Source organism: Pseudomonadota bacterium, assembly GCA_027624715.1.
GTDB lineage: Bacteria > Pseudomonadota > Gammaproteobacteria > Burkholderiales > Eutrophovitaceae > Eutrophovita.
This window is the reverse complement of the sequence record JAQBTV010000001.1, coordinates 1-20,441: the sequence shown is the minus strand read 5'-3', so window position 1 is coordinate 20,441 and position 20,441 is coordinate 1. Positions and strand designations below refer to the sequence as shown.

The 20,441-nt window shown below is 43.0% G+C and carries 21 protein-coding genes and 1 pseudogene; 12 read left to right on the top strand and 10 right to left on the bottom strand.

Going from position 1 to position 20,441, the window contains the following annotated elements; genetic code table 11:
* The first annotated feature begins 193 nt into the window (after positions 1-193).
* Genes O3A65_00110 through O3A65_00095 form a run of 4 tightly spaced genes read left to right on the top strand, consistent with a single transcriptional unit; the run spans position 194 to position 4,285 of the window.
* Positions 194-688, top strand: a complete 495-nt coding sequence (locus O3A65_00110; GenBank protein MDA1330867.1) for a MarR family transcriptional regulator — start codon at positions 194-196, stop codon at positions 686-688.
* On the top strand, positions 685-1,785 hold the full coding sequence (locus O3A65_00105; protein MDA1330866.1) for an HlyD family secretion protein: 1,101 nt from the start codon (positions 685-687) through the stop codon (positions 1,783-1,785). Before O3A65_00110 ends, O3A65_00105 begins: the two co-directional genes overlap by 4 nt.
* Positions 1,786-1,820: 35 nt before the next feature.
* A complete protein-coding gene (locus O3A65_00100; GenBank protein MDA1330865.1) occupies positions 1,821-3,380 on the top strand; it encodes a DHA2 family efflux MFS transporter permease subunit in 1,560 nt (519 codons plus the stop codon).
* Between the two features lie 41 nt (positions 3,381-3,421).
* The gene (locus O3A65_00095; GenBank protein MDA1330864.1) at positions 3,422-4,285 is read left to right on the top strand and encodes a CoA ester lyase; all 864 of its coding nucleotides are present in this window, start codon (positions 3,422-3,424) and stop codon (positions 4,283-4,285) included.
* A gap of 23 nt (positions 4,286-4,308) precedes the next feature.
* Here O3A65_00095 and O3A65_00090 read toward each other — a convergent pair whose 3' ends face one another.
* Positions 4,309-5,307 (bottom strand): LLM class flavin-dependent oxidoreductase, encoded by a 999-nt coding sequence (locus tag O3A65_00090; GenBank protein ID MDA1330863.1) that lies wholly within the window; start codon positions 5,305-5,307, stop codon positions 4,309-4,311.
* Between the two features lie 258 nt (positions 5,308-5,565).
* Here O3A65_00090 and O3A65_00085 point away from each other — a divergent pair, with 258 nt between their 5' ends.
* From O3A65_00085 to ltaE, 3 genes are all read left to right on the top strand, one after another.
* Positions 5,566-5,982 (top strand): glyoxalase, encoded by a 417-nt coding sequence (locus O3A65_00085; protein MDA1330862.1) that lies wholly within the window; start codon positions 5,566-5,568, stop codon positions 5,980-5,982.
* Between the two features lie 418 nt (positions 5,983-6,400).
* Positions 6,401-8,440 carry a S9 family peptidase gene (locus O3A65_00080; protein MDA1330861.1) on the top strand — a complete coding sequence of 680 codons (2,040 nt, stop codon included), beginning with the start codon at positions 6,401-6,403 and terminating at the stop codon, positions 8,438-8,440.
* Between the two features lie 82 nt (positions 8,441-8,522).
* Positions 8,523-9,557 (top strand): low-specificity L-threonine aldolase, encoded by a 1,035-nt coding sequence (gene ltaE / locus O3A65_00075; protein ID MDA1330860.1) that lies wholly within the window; start codon positions 8,523-8,525, stop codon positions 9,555-9,557.
* A gap of 12 nt (positions 9,558-9,569) precedes the next feature.
* Here ltaE and O3A65_00070 read toward each other — a convergent pair whose 3' ends face one another.
* The 5 genes and pseudogenes from O3A65_00070 to O3A65_00050 form a co-directional block, all read right to left on the bottom strand.
* Positions 9,570-10,217 carry a DsbA family oxidoreductase gene (locus O3A65_00070; protein ID MDA1330859.1) on the bottom strand — a complete coding sequence of 216 codons (648 nt, stop codon included), beginning with the start codon at positions 10,215-10,217 and terminating at the stop codon, positions 9,570-9,572.
* Between the two features lie 31 nt (positions 10,218-10,248).
* Positions 10,249-11,015: pseudogene (locus O3A65_00065) on the bottom strand (hypothetical protein).
* 100 nt (positions 11,016-11,115) lie between these two features.
* Positions 11,116-11,268: a hypothetical protein gene (locus tag O3A65_00060; protein MDA1330858.1), complete on the bottom strand. Its 153-nt coding sequence runs from the start codon at positions 11,266-11,268 to the stop codon at positions 11,116-11,118.
* A 305-nt stretch (positions 11,269-11,573) separates the two neighbouring features.
* Positions 11,574-12,359: an SDR family oxidoreductase gene (locus O3A65_00055; protein ID MDA1330857.1), complete on the bottom strand. Its 786-nt coding sequence runs from the start codon at positions 12,357-12,359 to the stop codon at positions 11,574-11,576.
* An 11-nt stretch (positions 12,360-12,370) separates the two neighbouring features.
* Positions 12,371-13,657: a serine hydrolase gene (locus tag O3A65_00050; GenBank protein MDA1330856.1), complete on the bottom strand. Its 1,287-nt coding sequence runs from the start codon at positions 13,655-13,657 to the stop codon at positions 12,371-12,373.
* 180 nt (positions 13,658-13,837) lie between these two features.
* Between O3A65_00050 and O3A65_00045 the strand changes: the two genes are divergently transcribed.
* On the top strand, positions 13,838-14,737 hold the full coding sequence (locus tag O3A65_00045; protein MDA1330855.1) for a DMT family transporter: 900 nt from the start codon (positions 13,838-13,840) through the stop codon (positions 14,735-14,737).
* A gap of 10 nt (positions 14,738-14,747) precedes the next feature.
* Here the strand turns inward: O3A65_00045 and O3A65_00040 are convergent, their stop codons facing one another.
* Positions 14,748-15,098 (bottom strand): RidA family protein, encoded by a 351-nt coding sequence (locus O3A65_00040; protein ID MDA1330854.1) that lies wholly within the window; start codon positions 15,096-15,098, stop codon positions 14,748-14,750.
* 34 nt (positions 15,099-15,132) lie between these two features.
* Entirely contained in the window at positions 15,133-16,509 is a 1,377-nt protein-coding gene (gorA, locus tag O3A65_00035) for a glutathione-disulfide reductase (GenBank protein ID MDA1330853.1), read from the bottom strand.
* Positions 16,510-16,649: 140 nt separating this feature from the next.
* Here gorA and O3A65_00030 point away from each other — a divergent pair, with 140 nt between their 5' ends.
* From O3A65_00030 to O3A65_00020, 3 genes are read left to right on the top strand one after another with little or no spacing between them, the layout of a single operon-like run.
* Entirely contained in the window at positions 16,650-17,333 is a 684-nt protein-coding gene (locus O3A65_00030; protein ID MDA1330852.1) for a haloacid dehalogenase type II, read from the top strand.
* 11 nt (positions 17,334-17,344) lie between these two features.
* Positions 17,345-18,049: a glutathione S-transferase N-terminal domain-containing protein gene (locus O3A65_00025; protein ID MDA1330851.1), complete on the top strand. Its 705-nt coding sequence runs from the start codon at positions 17,345-17,347 to the stop codon at positions 18,047-18,049.
* 3 nt (positions 18,050-18,052) lie between these two features.
* Positions 18,053-18,754, top strand: a complete 702-nt coding sequence (locus O3A65_00020; protein ID MDA1330850.1) for a glutathione S-transferase N-terminal domain-containing protein — start codon at positions 18,053-18,055, stop codon at positions 18,752-18,754.
* 9 nt (positions 18,755-18,763) lie between these two features.
* Here the strand turns inward: O3A65_00020 and greB are convergent, their stop codons facing one another.
* Positions 18,764-19,255: a transcription elongation factor GreB gene (gene greB / locus O3A65_00015; GenBank protein ID MDA1330849.1), complete on the bottom strand. Its 492-nt coding sequence runs from the start codon at positions 19,253-19,255 to the stop codon at positions 18,764-18,766.
* A 181-nt stretch (positions 19,256-19,436) separates the two neighbouring features.
* On the opposite strand from greB, the gene O3A65_00010 reads away from it, so the two are divergent.
* Entirely contained in the window at positions 19,437-19,940 is a 504-nt protein-coding gene (locus O3A65_00010; GenBank protein MDA1330848.1) for a peroxiredoxin, read from the top strand.
* A gap of 46 nt (positions 19,941-19,986) precedes the next feature.
* Here the strand turns inward: O3A65_00010 and O3A65_00005 are convergent.
* The coding region (locus O3A65_00005) for an alpha/beta hydrolase (protein MDA1330847.1) at positions 19,987-20,441 on the bottom strand (455 nt) is incomplete at its 5' end.

Sequence of the window (20,441 nt, the reverse complement as noted above, 5' to 3'; positions counted from 1 at the left end):
ACCGTCCAAAGTAGATTAGGCATAGATTGCGGTGTTCGAGGGTGCGAGCTTGGATTTATTTCTCGGAGTAATTGGAGGGCACAAATTTCTGCTCGAAGTGTTAATTATGATTGCCCAACATATAATTGTTATACATATAGTTGTTTAGGCAATTAAATATGGTAAAATTTATCGCTTGGGAGGAGGACTGATTTTGTTACGTGAAGATTTATCGAGAAATTTCGGTTTTATGGTGCATGACGTGGCACGATTACTGCGTCAAGCTTTTGATCGTAGAATGAAAACTCTGGGCCTCACGCGATCACAATGGTGGGTTTTGACTCATCTATATCGAAATGATGGCGTGACTCAATCTGAACTGGCCCAAATCCTTGAGATCGATAAGCCGTCCTTAGGTCGTTTACTTGACCGAATGGAAGCTAGTGGCTGGGTTACCCGGGAGGAGGATTCACAAGACCGTCGTGCTAAACGCGTGCTCCTAACTCAAGAGGTAGGTCCTGCAATGAAAGCCATGCGCGCGGCTGCGGCGGATTTAAGAGAAGAGGCTTTAACTGGAATTTCAAAATCTGAGCAGGAGCAGTTTGTAGATACTCTTTTGCAACTCAAATTAAACCTAGCCTCACTAGAAAGTCGAACGCCAAGTGATGGTAGTTCTTTTGATAAAGATAAGGAGTTGGTCTCAAAATGAACATGTCGGAAAAAAATATTTATGTGGCCTTACTCTATTTGGTACGTATCTTTTTTATCTTAGTGCTGCCGATTTTTGTAGCAATTACAGCGATGTACCTATATGCGCACGGTGGGGCCGTTGTTGAAACAGAAAATGCGTATATCAAGGCTGATATTGTAATTGTCAGTCCGGAGGTTTCATCCAGAGTTACCAATGTCGAGGTTGAGGATAATCAATTTATCGAAAAGGGTGCTCTTTTATTCGGTATGGAGCATGCAGGTTTTGTGGTCGAAAAACAGCGAGCTGAAGCACAGATGGGCTTGGTACGAGCCGAAGTAGCTTCATTGAAAGCGGAATATCAGGTTGCTCAAGTCGAGAAAGAGGAAGTGAAATCAATGATTGCGTTCCAAATGAAGCAACTCAAGAGGCAGGAGACATTGCGGGAGCACGGTATGGGTAGGGCTGATCAATATGATGAGGCATTGCACAGGCTGGAGTTAGCTAATGCGCATCTAACTACATTAGATAAAAAGTCAAAAAAAGTTTTAGCTGGTTTGTTAGGTGATCCAAATTTGAACCCAGAGAAAGATCCTAAATATTTAGCAGCAGTGGCGATCTATGACACAGCTGACCTAGGAATCAAAGATTCATTTGTATATGCGCCTGTCAGTGGAATTGTGAGTAACATGAAACTTCAAGCTGGGGAGTATGTGAATCGTGGGACTTCGATTTTTAGCATTATTTCGAGTGATCGTGTATGGATTGAAGCTAATTTTAAGGAGACACAGCTTACTTGGATGAAAGTAGGACAAAAAGTCGAGATCAGTGTGGATGCCTACCCCGATTTTCAATGGAATGGTATCGTCGCGACTATCGCGCCAGCGACTGGTGCTGAGTTCGCAATTCTTCCTCCTCAAAACGCGACTGGAAACTGGGTGAAGGTTGTGCAGCGGCTACCGGTTCATATTGCGGTTGAACAGCCCGAGGGACTACCACCACTGCGCGCAGGCATGACAGTGACTGTTGGTGTGAGCACTGGCGTGAGTAGAGGGTTGCCTCGACCAATAAACCTACTCGTTGCTAAGGGGTGGCTACCTGAATTTTTAAAACCTTAACTTTATTGTTCTACTAAATCTAAGTTATTAGGGTAATGGCGCCAGCTGAAAATACTGTCAATCGAGGAGCTGAACATCCGTATTTAATTAGCGCGTCTGTTGTGCTTGCTTCCTTGTTGTATTCAATCGATTGGACGATTGCAGTAGTTGCTCTACCGCATATGCAAGGTGCATTCTCGGCGACACAAGATCAAATAAGTTGGGTGATTACTTCTTATATTGTTGCGTCAGCAATTATGATGCCCATGGCCGGTTATTTGACTAACCGCTTTGGTCGGAAGAGGGTTTATGTTTTAGCTGTTACTGGATTCATTTTATCTTCCATATTCTGCGGTACCGTGAGTACACTCACATTTGAGGTTATTGCTCGCATCGCGCAAGGCATGTCTGGGGCATTTTTAGTGCCGGTGTCGCTAGCGATCATGCTTGATGTGTTTCCCGAGAAAGATCATCCAAAAGCAATGGCTATTTGGGGTATGGGTTGGGCAGGATCCTTCATTGGACCTATTCTTGGAGGGGCGCTCACAGAGTATTTCTCGTGGAGATATATATTTTTTATTAACGTGCCATTAGGTATAGCAGCACTAATCGGTTGTTTGCTATTTCTTCCTACAGATATTCCAAGGAAAATAAAAGATCAGTTAGATTGGTTTGGATTTCTGACATTGGCAATTGGTATTGCCTCGCTACAGATGATGCTAGATCGCGGCCAGCGCCTCGATTGGTTTGAGTCAGGTGAGATAATTTTCGAGGGTTGCCTTGCATTAATCGCTATATACATGTTTAACGCACATGTCATGACGAAAAGAAATCCGTTCCTAGATCCAAAGTTATTACTAGAAAGAAATTTTTTCTTAGCATTAATTTTGGTTGCCTTTTACGGTTTATTGACAGTCCCTCCCATGGTTTTGCTTCCAACGTTTCTTGAGGAGCTCATCGGGTATGAGATCGTTGATGTCGGCATTCTTCAGTCATCTCGAGGGATTGGAGTGCTTTTAGCTATGGTTTTAAGTACTCGTATTTCGGGCATTATCAATGTACGTGTCCAGATAGCGTTTGGTTTGTCTTGCCTTGGTATATCATCCCTCACAATTGCTTTTTGGACTAGTGACGTTGGCGTCTGGCCAATTCTCTGGACTGGTTTTGTCAGTGGTATTGGTTCAGGTGTTATGATGGTTCCCGCGCAGATTGTGGCATTCTCCCGAGTGGCCGCGGCACACAGAACCGAGGGGGCGGCAGTATTCAATTTAGTTCGTACGATATTTAGTAGTGTTGGTATTTCATTGATTTTGGCGATTTTTATATATACAGGTGCTACTGGAAGATCAGAGCTGGTAGAACACGTAAATCTGTTCAATGATGCGTTGAATAATATACCGGTAGCAAGTGAAGGATATTCATTAGAAACGTTGCAATCTCTGACTGTTTTAGATAATGAGGTAGATCGACAATCAAAATTACAGGGTTATATCGCAAGTTTTTTTGTACTTGCAATAGCTTCTTTTATGGCGATTCCTATTGTTTTTCTGATCGGTCGCGTAGATGTTAAGAGGCAAGATGGTGGTGAAAGTTCAAATCAAGCCCCAATCGATTGATGATGAATAAATTTTTTGCTTAAATAATTTAAAAGGTATCCATGAATATTGAGAAAATAGCTAAGGCACGACGCAGTCTTTTGTTCGTACCTGGCCTTCGGCCAGACATGTTTGTGAAGGCACTAAGTGAGTCTACGGATATTATTTGTATCGACTTAGAAGACGCGGTGGCACTTCACAGAAAGAATGAATCAAGAGCTCTAACGATGGATTTGCTATCAAAAAAATATGAGACATCATCGGAGATAATGGTGCGAATCAATCCTATTACGACTCGACATGGGTTGAGTGACCTAGATTCCTTGTTTGATTTAAAGTTTACACCAGACGCTTTAATGTTACCCAAGATTAAATCGGCAAGCGAGATTCGTATTCTTGATGAGTTGCTCTCAACGGAAAACACGAGGCATCTAAGTTTTTGTGTGATTATTGAGACGAATGCAGCATTAGAACATGCGATTGATATCGCACGCTCGTGCTCGCGCATCACCTCTTTAATTTTAGGTGGAGTGGATATGTCGGCGGATCTTAGATGTAAAAGAGATTGGCAATCGCTACTCTATACCCGCTCGCGTTTGGTGCATGCCGCGGCAAGTGCTGGCATTGATCTGCTAGATGTGCCATATCTGGATTTGATGGATAGTGATGGGCTAGTGCGAGAAACAATCTCCAGTCGAGATCTTGGGTTTACCGGTCGAGCAGCAATTCATCCAAAACAGTTACCCGTCATCAATCAAATTTTTACGCCTTCTCAAGAAGATATTGATCGGGCACGTAGGGTGTGTGCTGCGTTTGAAAGTAGTGATACGGGTTTGGTAGTCGTTGATGATGAACTGATTGAGCTACCTGTTGTACGTTCTATGTACCGATTGTTAGCTATTGCTCAGATGATTGATGAGTCCTAAGGTATTAAAAGCATAAGGCCTTGTTATTGGAGATCAAATTCTTTAGCGATTAGTTCGTATGATTTGACACGAGTTCTATAGTCTCCAGTGATTGTTAGGATCATAAGCTCATCAGCTTGAAAATCGTTTTTAATTTTAGACAACTGCACTCTTATGTTTTCTGGAGTGCCTAAAATAACCCGACTGCGTTCTTGTTGAATGATTTCTTTTTCACGCTCTGAGTATGGCCACCCAGCGGCTTCTTCACTTGGCATTATTTCAGATTCTTTTCCCGTCGCCATCATAACACGGCGATGGTCTATTGATGCGGCAAGATGCTCAGCCTCTTCGTTAGATTCTGCGCAAATAACGAAAACGCAAACCATTGAGGTTGGTTGCGTCTCGAGGTGAGATGGCGAAAATGTTGAGCGATATTGTTGACTTACGGCAGCACCGCCGAATGGGTTAATGAAATGGGCAAACGCAAAGCGTACTCCGAGATATGCGGCGAGGCAACTGCTGTAATCGGAAGATCCAAGTAGCCAAACCTCAGGACAGGTGTCGCCCTGTGGCATTGCTTTGACTGAATTGAAGGGATGATCTTCTCGTAACTCGTTGCGGAGCCAACCAATCAGATCAACTACTTGGTTAGGAAATTCGTTTATGGAATAGAGGGCGCTTTCATTGATTGCTTTAGCCGTTAACATGTCGCCGCCGGGGGCGCGACCAATGCCAAGATCAATGCGTCCAGGACATAAAGCTTCTTGCATACGGAACGTTTCAGCAACCTTGACTGCGCTGTAGTAAGGCAGGAGTACCGCACCCGTTCCAATGCGGATACGCTTAGTTTGCTGTCCAATCGCGGTAAGAAGTACTTCTGGACACGCGCTCGCAAGGCCCCTCATATTGTGGTGCTCTGCTAGCCAATAACGATGAAATCCAAGGTCATCGGCTATTTTCGCTAAATTAACCGTTTCCTTAATTGCTGTATTGGGGGAGTGGCCTTTTATAATCGGGCTTTGATCAAGGATGGATAGTTTCATTAGTTCCGAACTGTTGGTCGATTTTTATTTATTGTAAGTCTACGGGAGCCAAGGTATGTCATATTAGTACAAATAAGTTTAAATAAAATTGTTTAAATTTTTTTTGAAATACATTTCTTATAAGGTGTTCTAAGAGGTGCCGCACTGGACCCTTGAGTGATTTTTCAACGGATTGATGCCTTCTTCCTTTAGGGAGCTGTCGGCACCAAAAAGTTAAAAATTCAGTAGAATGATCATTTTTGGATTGAAGAAGAAGTTATGAGCAATATATTTCACTGTGCTGTAGAGGCGGGCAACCTTGAAGAGACGGTCAAATTTTACACGGACGTCTTGTTTTGTAAGACTGATAACTCTGAAGAGGGTAAATGGGTCGATATAGATTTTTGGGGTAATGAGTTAACCTTACATGCTTCGGCGCCGAGGAGGAGGATGCATGGAGACCGTCATAATGTAGAGATGGGCGCAGTTGTGGTTCCGCATTTCGGAGTACATCTTGAGCGAGATGTGTTTGATAAAATTAGAGAAAGCGTAGCCAATACTGTTGGGTTTATAGATGAGCCTTATATTCGTTTCGGTGGAACTGAGTACGAACAGCAAACATTTTTCGTCATGGACCCGAACTTTAATGTACTTGAAATTAAGTCTTTAGCAAAAATGCCGGCACCTTCTAAGTGATCAAAGGGCAGTAGATTCAAATTGCTTGATGATGTTGTTTTGCTAAAGTGTTATTGGGGGCATACGAGTTGAGTCAGAGCGCGAGGATATTCATTCTCGTAAATAAGTATTTTATTTATTTAGTGTCGCGAGCTGCACAATATGAAATAGCGTTAATAATATTCGTAGGGTTTTTTAGTAACATTCGATTTTTCTAGATCAGATCGTTCCGACAGATTTTGTTCTCTATCCCACCAAATGCTTCTTGCTTTTAGTTGTTTTTCTCTCAGATCAGGATTTGCTTTAAATAATGATTTGATGAAAGTTGTTGTGTCCGATTCGTAAGGTTTTTTTGGCATGGTAGTTTGATTTTTGACCTTAAGTTCTTAATTTATATGAGGCCTAATTATAAAGCAGGTTCGGCCCGATGTGAGTCAAAATGAACAAAAAAATTTTCCCGCCGTCACCTAAGATAGCTCCTTATACGTACTCGTTACATGGTGAGGATCGAAGCGATCCTTACCGCTGGCTGCAAAATAAGAAATCCAAGGAGGTCAGGGCTTATCTTAAAGCCGAAAACGGGTATACCGACGAAATGATGAGGCCCAGTCGAATGCTGCAGAAACGATTGTTTCGAGAGTTTCTAGGTCGAATTAATGAGACTGACGAAAGTGTTCCTTATCAAATAGAAGATTATTTGTATTTTACAAAAACGAAAAAAGGTAAGCAATATCCGATTCTATATAGAAAAAGCAGCGCTACAACTCGACCAAAAGTGGTTCTTGATTTAAATGTTTTGTCTAAGGGACGATCTTATGCCAGCCTCGGTAATGTGGAAATCAAACCTGGATCAACACACGTAGCTTATTCGATAGACTTTACGGGCTTTCTGAATTTTGAGTTACGACTGCGGTCGATTAAAGATAAGGAGGAGACAACGCTCTACCGTAATAGAGTACGTTCTTTTGCGTGGGGAAATGATGGGCGATATCTATTTGTTGTTCTGGAGGATAAGGCGAAACGACCATATCAAGTTTGGCGCAGGGATACAGTAGATGACAGAACATCCCTTGTTTACGAGGAGAAGGATCCTCGTTTTTCTGTATCTGTCGTTCGCTCACGAAGCGGTAAGTATTTATTTGTTCATTGCTCGAGTAGCACGACCAGTGAGGTTTTATTTGTTGGTGGGGGGGAACCTTTAAAAGCGTTAAGAATTTTTGCTAAGCGTAGATCAGGTCATGAGTACTATGTAGAGCATGGCGAGTCTGGGTTTTACGTCCTAACGAATAAACAGGCGAAAAATTTTCGCGTGATGTTTGTCAAGGAAGACGCCACAGCGGAGAAACTATGGGTGGAGGTTATTCCACATCAGCGAGATTTGGTTATCAACGATATTGATGTCTTCAAAGGGCATATGATTGTAATGGAAAGAATGCAAGGCTTTCCTCGACTTCGAGTCGTTAATCTCAGAACATGGTTCAGTCAAGACATCCCCCTACCTGAGCGCTTATGTTCTGTTTCTGGCTATTACAATGAGGAGTATGACTGTGACGATTATTTGTTTGAATATGAATCCTATAATTCGCCGGAATCAGTGTACACCTATCACTTTAACTCTCGAAAAATTACACTGCTCAAACAGGATATCGTTAAACAGGGGTACCGGCAATCTCAATATGCCACTGAGCTGATTGAGGTACGAGTTGGGGATCAGGCGGTTGTGCCAGTGACTATCGTTTATAATCGCAAAATGCGAAGTGCTAGACCGAGTCCCATGTTACTCACGGCTTACGGTGCATATGGCATTCCCAGTGATCCTTGCTTTAGTGCGACTAGATTATCTTTATTAGACCGGGGTATTATTTTTGCAACAGCCCATGTCCGCGGGGGTGGAGAGCTCGGAGAAGCGTGGCACGATCAGGGAAAAATGTTGCTGAAGCGACATACTTTTACCGATTTTATAGCATGCACGAAGCATTTAATTGCTTCTGGTTATACCGATCCGGATAGCTTAGTGATACAAGGAGGCAGTGCCGGTGGTTTGTTAGTTGCGGCGGTAACCAATATGGCACCAGAATTATTCTGTGGCGTACTAGCTGATGTTCCGTTCGTTGATGTGATTAACACAATGTTAGATGAGACATTGCCACTTACCATCGGAGAATTCGAGGAGTGGGGCAATCCAAAGTTGAAGGCATACTACAAATATATAAAATCGTACTCACCCTACGAAAATATTGTGGCTCAAAATTATCCTGCTATGCTGGTACAGACATCTATAAACGATAGCCAAGTAATGTTTTGGGGGCCAGTAAAGTATGTAGCGCGCTTGCGCAAGCTTAAAACTGATGATAGGCCATTGCTTCTCAACATAAACATGGATGCTGGGCATGGTGGCGCGTCTGGCCGTTATGATTTTTTAAGAGAAATTGCATTTGAGTACGCATTTATTCTTGGTGTTTTTGGGTTAAAGACTTAGTTGTTATTCAACATTTATTATTAAATTAATAAATTATTTTTTTAAACTTTAATCAGATAATTGCAAAAATATTATTCAGCTTATGAGCATCCGAAAACAGATGATTGATTTTCGTAGCGATACAGTTACCAAACCCACATCCAAGATGCGTATAGCTATGACACGTGCAGAAGTCGGGGACGATGTGTACGGTGAGGATCCTACGGTTAATGAATTGGAAGCCTTGGCAGCTAGCGTGAGTGGTAAAGAGTCGGCACTTTTTGTAGCCACTGGTACTCAAAGTAATTTGATCGCACTTCTAGTGCATTGTGAGCGCGGCGACGAATACATTGTTGGCCAACAAGGGCATACCTATAAGTATGAGGGAGGAGGGGCAGCGGTGCTGGGCAGCATACAGCCTCAGCCATTGGATTACGAAAAAGATGGAACGTTAGATTTGAGTGCTGTAGAGGCTGCTATTAAGCCCGACGATATACATTTTGCTCGTACGAGACTTCTGTGTCTTGAAAATACTCAAGCAGGTCGACCTCTTCCTATTAAGTATTTAGAGGATGCCAGATTTTTTTGCGATCGTACTGGCTTGTCACTGCACCTGGACGGCGCGCGTTTATTTAATGCAAGTGTTGGTCTTGGTGTTGACGTTACCACCATAACGCAATTTTTTGATACGGTATCGATCTGTCTTTCTAAAGGTTTAGGAGCGCCAGTTGGCTCGATTTTATGCGGCCCTGCAGATCTTATACGCAGGGCGAGACGATGGAGGAAGGTGCTGGGTGGTGGTATGCGGCAAGCTGGTATTATTGCGGCGGCAGGGATTTATGCGTTGCATAATCACGTGGAAAGATTAGAGTTAGATCATACAAGGGCGCGATTATTATTCGATAAATTACTGAATCTTAATCACCCGAAACTGAAGGTTTTGGGTGCTCATACCAATATGGTGTTTATCTCATTCCATAAAGCAGATGTGACCAGTATTGCCATCAATCTTCGCGCTAAAAACATTTTCATTACTCCTGGAAAATCAGTACGGTTAGTGACTCATCTGGATGTGAACGACGATGATGTCGAGATCTTTGTGGCCGAGTTAGTCGCTGCACTAAACCAAGTTGACTAATTCGGTGCTGACTCAGGACTGTTGAAGAGACCGTTCTATCGTTTTGACAATGGCATCTGGCGGTTGAGCACCCGATAAGCCAATAGATTCATTGATGATGAAGAATGGAACGCCTTGTATTCCAAGGCGAGTTGACCGCTCTATATCTTCTTTGATTTTGTCCATAAAGAGACCATCATTTAGAACAGCCTCAATATCAGTCTTACAGAGTCCAATATCGGTCGCAAGCGCAACAATGTTAGCTCTATTGGTTAGGTCTAAGCCGTCAATAAAAAATGCTTTAAAAAGATTCTCAATAAAATCATGATCACGTTGAATTGTTTCTGCGGCATAGACTAGGGCATGTAGGATGGCAGAATTTGGTTGGTTTTTAATTTTATCAAAGTGTAGCTCTAACCCAACTTCTTGACCGGACCGTTGAATTCGGTCGTAAACTATTGCTGCGCGTTCTGCGCCGCCAAATTTTGATGATGTGTATTCAGCACGGGAGATTCCGCTTGGCGGTAGTTGTGGGTTCAATTGAAACGACCGCCACTTAATTTTTATATTTTTGGCCTCCTCGTGCTTTGCGGCGAGTTGAGTTATCGCTGCTTCTAGATTTCTTTTACCAATGAGACACCAAGGACAAACCACATCAGAGAATATTTCAATTGAGACCATATCGATTACTGCTTTTATAATTAGAATGAGATTAAAGGTTTTCGACGAAGGATTGTAACAATATTTTGCTATCTGGTTTAAGCGACAAATAGGCATTTCTTGCGGTGTTTGCTTCACCTTCGTGCCATAGAATAGCCTCCTCTGTGGTTTTCGCACGACCATCATGTAGTAATGAGCCTCCAGCCCTCAAATGTTCCCCAATACCTATTATGGGAGCCGTTCGCCAGTCCTCTGATTGAGCTTGAAATTCTTTAAATCTATCGTTTAAGCCACTACCCCTATCATGAAGTAGGAGGTATGTATACAGGGTAACGCTGTGGGTGTTCTGACTATTACTTGATAAGTTAGCGTAGAGGTCAGTACGGGCGCAGATGTTACATCCAACCATTTCGAAATAATTCTTACCTTCGTACCACGTTTTATTTCTTTTAGTGTTGGGGAATGGTTTATTAGTTTTAAGAAATTCTGCGATTGAGATAATTATATCTTCAAGAACTTCATGACCACCTACAGTATTTAATGCTTTGCAGATTTCTTGTTTAGCAGTGCATGCATTGTTTGGGTATGAAATTGATGTGATGCCTAATTCATCCCTAAATGCTTTGCTAATTTGATCCGATAGAGAGGGGGATGATGGTTTATATCCGACGTGTCCTACTTTTGTTTTTTAGTGATCAGATCAATGACGTAATTAATACGTCCGTTTAGTCCTAGTTTCTTTTGCTCGGCAACGATTAATTTGAGCCGATCTTCATCGATCGACCCTAATAAGCCAATACCAGTTAGGTCTCTGCCCATACGAAGTGAGATTATTATGTTCGGGCCTAACTCATTAAACCTTAACTCAGTGATCTGGGGGGGGGAATTTAATGAACTGTCATTCTATTTTTTTATTTTTTTAGTTTAAAGTGAAAGTCCCCTCTCTGGGTAATTTACCTGTGACGCCGAACAGGCTTAATTCATTCCCGTATTCAGGATGACCAGACTCTCCATCTAAATCCCAAATTTTCAAAATAATAGGGCGTATCTTGCCATTTGAAATGTCGGCCATGTAAGGATTCGTTCCGTTGTGGTGACAGTCAATATACGATTCCCCGTTTGAATGGGGTCCGCGTCCCCAGGAGTCATTACTTAAAGAAGAAATCACCTAGCGAGTGTTAAACAGCTCAGTCCCTTTTTTTCGCTACATCGAAGTCTGAGTGAGCCCATAGAGGTATGAATAAGGCCAGGCTTAGAAGAGCCGAAGAGCCATTGATATAGCTGATTTTTGCGCTAACCGTGTTGTCATAGACTGGTAAAGCAGAAGTTTTGTCTGTAGATCGTTTACTCTAATACGGTTCTTTCCATGAGCCTCTCTTATAGCTCAATTGGCCAGTTAATTCCTGCAGTGACGCCACCATCAACCCTAATCGTCTGACCTGTCATAAACTTCGATGCATCAGATGCTAGAAAGATTGCAGAGCCAACTAAATCAGAAACGGTGCCAAGTCGCTCGAGTGGGGTATTTGCTTTTCCCCAAGCTTGCATGGTTTCATCGGACCAAACTTTTCTGGTTAAGTCTGTCAAGATAAATCCAGGCGCAATGGAGTTTACGCGTATCCCGTGCCGCCCCCACTCGTTAGCTAAACCTCTAGTCATCATCAGGACACTCGCTTTGCTCATTGCGTAAGGAGTCGTTCCCCGCAGAGGTGCATATGTATTCAGTGAGTCCACATTGATAATTGAGCCACTTTGCTGTGCAATCATTTTCTTTCCAACAGCTTGAGCAATAATCCATGCCCCTTTTGCGTTTATGTCAGTAATCCAATCATAATCCTCAGGTGTATATGCCTCAGCCTTCATGCGCTTATTAACCCCTGCGACGCTTACGAGCGTATCGATTCTTCCGTGCCGAGAGGCAACTGAATTGACCAATGCATTAACGTCTTTTGAACTCGAGACATCACAGACTTCTGCGTGGATAGAATTAGCCTTTGCTGAAATCTCCGTTACGGTTTTTTTTAGTGCTGCTTTGTCACGACCAGCAATAATGACCGTTGCTTCTCGGTACGCAAATGCTGATGCGATTTCTTTACCAATTCCTCGGCTACCACCAGTGATGATAACGACTTGATCTTTGACGGAAAATAATGCATCTGACATGGGAACCCCATTTAATCGATGATAGATTGATAGACCAAGTTTCTTAAGAGAACTCGGTGTTCGTTTCTTCTATAGGGGTCTTGTGACATGAAGGATACGACTAACTCCTCTACTGGGTCAATCCAAAAATACGTGCCACCGTAGCCGGCCCAAAAATATTCGCCTACTGAGCCCGGCCAGGCTGATTGGCCATTTTCGAGTCTGATTGCGAAACCTAACCCAAAACCGTAGCCAGGCCCAGGTAGATAGAGAGTACCTTTACTGATATTTTCATTGATGTGATTTACTGACATAAAACGAACTGTTTTTGGAGACAAGATACGTACCCCATTCAGTTCACCGCCATTAAGCATCATTTGGCAAAAACGAAGGTAATCATCCGCAGTAGAAGAAAGCCCACTTCCACCAGAAAATAAGGTCACAGGTTTTTTCACATCGGTGAGATTGATTTTTGTTCCTGTCTCGGTGTCAATCATGTTTTCCGCAACACGATTATGTTTGTTTTCTGGTACGCCATAACTTGTGTCTTTCATTCCTAAGGGGATGAAAATAGTCGTACTCAAGTATCGATCAAGTGTTGTACCTGATACCACCTCGATTACTCTTCCTAAAACGTCTGTCGATCGGCCATATTCCCATGTGGACCCGGGTTCATATGCTAAAGGTAGTCCGGCTAAAGTATTAGAATAATCTTCAAGGGTCCAGTTTAAAGAGCTATGGGGTTCCCATAGGTCTGCTGCTAAATATTTTTCTTTTACTAGTGTTCTTTTTCCGAATTCGCCATAAGTTAACCCCGACGTGTGGCGCATAAGGTCTTGAACTGTTATCTGGGTACGGGCATTTTGGGTCTTAAGTAGTGTAATCCCATCACCATTTACTGTTTCAATCCCAACTTGCACATCTTTAAACATCGGGAGGTATTTTGAAACAGGATCTGACAAGGACAATAGGCCAGATTCTACGAGCGTCATTGCTGCGACACTTACGATGGGTTTCGTCATCGAGTAAATCCGAAATATTGAATCTTGAGCCATCGGAATGTTCGATTCGATATCCTGCCAACCTATGGCATTGGAGTACACCAATTTACCTCGGCGTGCGATGCGTATGACGACCCCGGGTAAACTTTTGGCTTCAATACGATTTTCAAAAGCCTGAGTTATTCTTTGCAGTCGGTCTGAAGAGATTCCCACGCTTTCTGGTTGTGCCGTAGGTAATGGGTTTGAGTGACTCGTGTTTGCAATACCCAATGCTAAAAATATAAATGCAAAGTACTTTGCTAGGTTTGTTATTGTCATTTTTAGCCCTGTTCCCGTATTAAGTGGTTTTTTTAATGGGTAGTTTCAAAGTCTATTTTACTTTTATTAAAGGCGTCTGATACTTTTAAGTTATAAAAAATAAAAGATATTTGTATTAAGTGTGGAATGACGTAAAATCCCCCTCCAAAGCTCGATACAATGTTTTTTTGAAAGTCACCTTTGGTTCGTCTTGCAGCTGATTTGAAACCTACGCACCGAGCAATACTATTCATGATGGGTATGGTTTTTTTATTCGCCATGCTTGAGACAACGGCAAAGTCTTTGAGTCAATCGTATCCGGTGCCTCTTATCGTTTGGTTTCGGTATGTCACACACTTCGTCTTGATGCTATTGCTTCTAGGGCCCAGATATGGGTCTCGGTTGATTAAAACAGATAATCCTAAGGCGCAGATTTTAAGGGCGATGCTTTTAATGGGGTCAACGCTACTCTACTTTACGGCATTAAGCGTTTTACCTTTGGCTACGGCAAAATCGATCGGTTTTATTTCCCCATTAATGGTGACAATGTTTGCTTTTTGGATATTGAAAGAACAGGTCTCTAGGCCTAGATGGGTGGCAGTGTTAGTTGGATTCGTTGGGGTGTTATTAGTAATTAATCCCACAAAAAGCTTCGATTGGTATTTTGTGCTCCCTCTGCTATCCGCAATTTTTTACAGTATGTATCAAATCATGACGCGTCACTTCAGCAATCGAGAACATCCAGTTGCGACACTCTTCTACACGGGCTTGGTTGGATCACTGTTACTTAGTCTGGTGGTCCCTGTGTTTTGGGTTACTCCGCAGTTTGCCGACCTCCCAAAGTTTCTTTTCTTAGGATTCGCTGGAGCAGTCGGACACTTCATGCTGATTAAAGCGATGGAATTAGAAGATGCTTCATTTTTATCCCCGCTCGGGTACGTACAACTTGTTTGGGTAACCCTTTTTGGTTATGTGGCATTCAACCACGTCCCAAGCACAATGGGGTTTGTCGGAATGGTAGTTATCGTGGGCGCTGGGTTATATGTCGCGTTGGGGCAAAAACCCCGTCACGCTGAACTGACCACTATTGCTAACGAATAATTAGCGATAATTACGCTATCGCTGCAGTCACACGAATTTCTACTTTGTAATCAGGCGTGGCCAGCTTGGATTCAACGCAGGCCCTGGCTGGGGTATGCCCTTTAGGGACCCACATATCCCAGATAACATTCATATCTGCAAAGTCTTTCATGTCGGCTAACCATATGGTGACTGATAGTATCTTGGTTTTATCCGAACCATTTGAGATGAGGTAACCGTCAATGGTGTCGAGGATTTGTCCGGTTTGTCCTTGAATGTCGGTATTGGGGTCTCCAGCCACGATACCTGCTGTGTAGATTATGTTGCCATGTATTACGGCTTGGGACATTCGGTTATTAGAGTCAATTCTCGTGATGCTCATAAGTAATCCTTAATAGTTTTAATATTTGTTGATTTTAGTTTGAGCCAGGGATTGCTGCACGAGATATTTTCATGGTGACCATTTCCTCGGCAACGGTTGGGTGGATCGCGACGGTATCGTCGAAGTCTTTTTTAGTCGCCCCCATTCGAATAGCAACGGCAAAACCTTGCATCATTTCATCCATCCCAAGCCCAATCCCATGACAGCCGACCACTTTTTCTTCTGGTCCAGTAACGACTAGTTTCATGAGGCATTTCGCCCCATTAGCGTTGAAGGCAAAGTGCATCGGTTTGAAACTGCTTTCATAGACTTTGACATTGTGTGCCCCGAATTTTGTGACTGCCTCGTGTTCGGTAATCCCGACGGTTCCTATCGGAGGATGGCTAAAAATAACTGTTGGAATGTTTTCGTAGTTTAAATGTCGATCTTCTTGCCCATTAAATAATCTATCAGCGAGGCGCCTACCTGCCGCAATAGCAACGGGCGTTAACTCGTGGTGCCCTGTGATGTCACCCACGGCAAAGATTCCAGGAACATTTGTTTCTTGATATTTGTTGACAGTGACATGACCAGATTTTGTCGTTTTCACGCCAACGTTATCTAGGTTTAGGGTCTCGGTGTTGGGTGTTCGACCGGTTGCCCAAATGACTTGATCGAATCCAGAGTATTCATCTCCGTTATTTGACTTCAATAGAAGAGTCTTATTGTCTTCTATGATTTCCTTAAATTCAGTGTTTTTAATGATTTGAATTCCGTCTCTCTCCATTTCGCTCATCAGTACTGATCGAATGGAGTGATCGAAGTGTCGTAAAACTTCAGTTTTTCGTAAAAATAAGGATACGTGTGAACCAAGCGTATTCAATAACCCGGAGAATTCTACAGCGATGTAGCCAGCACCGATGACGGCAATTTTTTTGGGTTGCTGTTCGAGCTCAAAAAAGCCGTCTGAGGTAATGCCCAGCTGAGCGCCCGGAATCGCCGGGACCAAAGGATAACCTCCTGTGGCGACCAGTATGCGGGTGCTTTGATAGGTGTTGTCGCCAACGCGCACGGTATTGTGCGACTCAAAAACAGCGTCGCCTTTTATAACTTCGACGTTATTACCATCTAGACCACGCTCGTAGCCGGCATGGAGGCTTTGGATGTAGCTGTCTCGTTGTGCTTTGAGTTTGGACCAATGAAACTCCCCAAGATGCGTGTCAAAACCATAATTTTTTGCTTCTTTTACTGCCTCATGAAGACTCGCGGCAGTCCACATTATCTTCTTGGGAACGCAGCCGACGTTAACACAAGTGCCACCTATTCGACCTTTCTCGATCAGTGCTACTCGAGCACCATAAGATCCCGCGCGATTGGCTGTCGCGACTCCGCCGCTACCGCCCCCAATTACAATCAGATCATACTGAGACATGCTACTCTTTACTCCATAATGTTGATTACTGCCCGCTAGTCTATATGATTAAATGTATTTTATTGTGAATTGTAGTTAACAAGTTAAGTCAGTCGTGTACTCATTCTTGCGGGCCTTAATAGTGGATTAAAAGGGATAATATGCAGCCAGTTTTACTGTTTGATGTTAATGAATCATTACTGGATCTCAAAACGCTTGAGCCACATTTTAAAACGCATTTCGGAGATGAAATCATGGTGAGCGAATGGTTTGATCAGGTAATACAAACTGCTATGTTATCCGTGATTCTTGGATGGTCTCGCAATTTTTCGGAAGTCGGTCGCTCTGCTTTGGAAATGGTTGTGGAGCGCCACGATCTCTCACTATCAGAAAGTATGTTGAGTGATATTGTTGATGGAATGAGAAAGTTGCCACCACATGACGATGTCATTCCTGCACTCAAGAAACTTAAATCATTAAATTTTCGTATGGCTGCGTTGACCAACTCGCCGGTAGCTGTCGCTCAGGAGCAATTGGCGCACGCAGGATTAATTGACTTTTTCGAAACGGTTATTTCGGTAGAGGAAGTTAAGACGCTTAAGCCTGACCCAAAAGTCTATCGTTATGCGACTGAGAAAATGAAGGTTGATCCAGAAAATGCCTATCTAATTGCTGCGCATGCATGGGATGTTGCAGGCGCAATGGCGATTGGTTGTAAGGGGGCATTAATCAAGCGGTTTGGTATTGCCTCCAACCCAATTGCACCGGTACCGACGATTACAGCCGATAGCCTAACTTCGGTTGCCGATCTTATTTGTGACACTTGTTGGTATAACGCGGACTAGAGAGGGTAGATGTGATTAAGTTATTTTATTGGCCAACTCCGAACGGACATAAAATTACGATGTTTTTAGAGGCGGCTGGTTTGGCGTATGAAATTGTTCCTATTAACATCAGTCGTGGGGAGCAGTTTGAGGAGTCGTTCTTAAAAATCGCCCCCAATAATCGTATGCCAGCGATTGTTGATGAAGAGCCGGTTGACGGAGGGGATCCCATTACTGTTTTTGAGTCCGGAGCTATTTTGCAGTATTTGGCGGAAAAGACGGATCAGTTTATTCCAAATAATTTGCGTAAGAAAGTCCGAGTAATGGAGTGGTTATTCTGGCAAATGGGTGGTTTGGGTCCGATGGCAGGTCAGAATCACCATTTTGTATCTTACGCGCCAGAGCCAATTCCCTATGCTATTGAGCGTTATGTTAATGAGACGGGGCGGCTATACGCGGTTTTAGATAAACAACTCAATGGGCGAGACTATATCGTGGATGACTATTCCATAGCAGATATGGCTTGTTACCCGTGGGTGGTTTTGCATGAGCGGCAGCGACAGAATCTTGATGACTTTCCTGCGATAAAGAAGTGGTATGAACGTTTAAGAGCTAAAGAGTCTGTGGTGAGAGCATATGCACGAGGAAAAGAAATCAGCCGAGTACCAGTGGTAGATGATGAGGCAAAAAAATTCTTATTTGGTCAAGGGGTACATACAATTCAAGGAAAGGATTAGTCCATGATTAAACTATTTGACTTAGCGACGAAGTATTCTGAGGTTAGATTTTCTCCATATTGCTGGCGTATAAAATATGCTTTAGCGCATAAAGGTCTGAACTGGGAGGAGGTTCCGGTTTGTTTTTCTGAAAAAGAACAATTACCCGTGCCAAACGACGGTAAGGTTCCAGTTTTGGTTGATGGGGATGAAGTTGTTTTTGACTCTTGGGATATCGCACTTTTTCTTGATAAAAAATATCCACAACATCTATTATTTGATAGTGATGAGTCTCGAGCGCAATCCTTATTTGTGAAGTGCTGGTCAGAGACGGTGTTGCATTCATTAGTTTCTCGTATGGCCATCTTGGACTTCTTTGGTTTACAAAAGGATGTTGATCAAATATATTTCCGAGAAAGTCGAGAAAAGCTTCGCGGTGTCACTCTGGAAGAATGGGGGGGTAATCCCAAAGTCGCACGTATAGATTTCTTAAAGGCCTTAGAGCCTCTGCGCCAGATTTTAAGCTGCCAAGCTTTTCTGGGTGGGAAAAGCTCTAATTTTTCAGATTACATTATGGTTGGTATTTTTCAGTGGCTTCGCTGTGGTTCTGGGGTAATCATTTTTGACAGAACTGATGATGTTTATGCGTATCAAGAAAGATTACTGGATTTGTTTAATGGCTTAGGCCGATCTGCTCCTGCGTACCCCACAGCAATCCGATCATAAATTGGCCGTTCAATCTAGGACGATTCGTCTATATTGAATGTTAGTTATTTCTAGTTCGTCCCTTCCATTCGGGGTGTCTAGATAAACGCGATCTCCTATGCGGGACTTTAATAAAGATGTTGCTAGCGGGGACATCCAACTGATCAACCCTTTTTTTCCGTCTGCTTCGTCAATGCCGACGATAGCTACAGTTTCTTTTTGGGTATTTGACCTTTGAAATGAGACTGTTGCACCAAAAAATACTTGGTCAGTTTCCTCTCGTTGTACTGGGTCTATTGCCACTGCTGACTCTAATTTTTTTGTGAGAAGTCTTATTCGCTTATCGATTTCACGCAACTTTCTTTTGCCATAGATATAGTCCCCATTTTCTGATCGATCTCCGTTTGAGGCTGCCCATGAAACGACTTTAACGAGTTCGGGGCGCTCGATGTCAATTAAACGTAACGCCTCGTCTTTGAGTCGCTTCATTCCATCGGGCGTGATGTAGTTCTTTGATGTCATTGAATGTAAATTGCTTGATCAAAAGTAAAAGGTATCAGTTGGTATTTTCAGAAAAACCACTTGGACTTACAGGTCGGTACCTGTTTCGACCTATCTGGGTCAAATTATTGTAATATTATAATTCGCGTCTAGGGTTAAAAAGTAAACTTATTCTCAGCAGGAATATTAATAAGGAGTAACCATGACTATTAAAGTAGGTGATCACGTTCCGCAATGTACGCTATATGAGTATATTAATGAGGAAACAGAAGATTGCAGCATCGGACCGAAATCATTCAAGTTATCTGAGCTTGTGAAGGGTAAGCGTATTGCTTTATTCGCACTGCCGGGTGCTTATACACCGACCTGTTCGGCGAAGCACCTGCCAGGTTACGTCGGAAAGGCAGATGAACTTAAAAAGAAGATTGATGAAATCTGGTGCGTATCCGTCAATGATGCCTTCGTTATGGGCGCTTGGGGACGAGAAAATAATGCGACGGGTGCTGTTCGCATGATGGCAGATGGCGGTGCTGAATTTACTAAGGCAGTAGGAATGGACCTTGATCTTACTGATAAAGGATTGGGTGTGCGTTCTAAGCGCTACTCCATGCTGATTGAAGACGGAGTTGTTAAAGCAATTAATGTTGAAAAGGCTCCTGGCCTTATGGAAGTTAGTGGCGCCGACAATATGTTGAAGCAAGTTTAAGTTGCAGATTTAAACGTCTGTTTTTTTGTACGCTGTTTTTTTCTGATTAAGTTTTGACTAAAAATTTCCTAAGGCATTCCGTTACCCGATTGGGCTGCTCAGCCATGATGGCATGTCCAGTGCCTGGTAGGACTTTGACTAGACTGTTAGGTAGCGCATTGCTCAAGCTCTTGGTACGGGACGCGGGAGTCATTCGGTCCTGAGATCCCAAAAGTAACATATTAGGGCAGTTGATTTTTTTAGCTGAAGAAATGCCCTCGTCGTATGTGTTACATGCGATGAAATCCGCATGTAAAACTCCTGGCTGAGCGCGATTCATTAGCTTGAGGCTTACCCCTTGCATTGATAGGCCGGGAATATCATTTTTTCCTAGCTTTGCCCGTCTGCTAAATGAATATTGGTTCACAAGTCGGTAGGCGACTTTGGGATTACTTTTGGATGCTTCCAATAACTGGTCTGAAACAGGCATGGGGACGTTGATACCTACCATTGCGAGTTGAT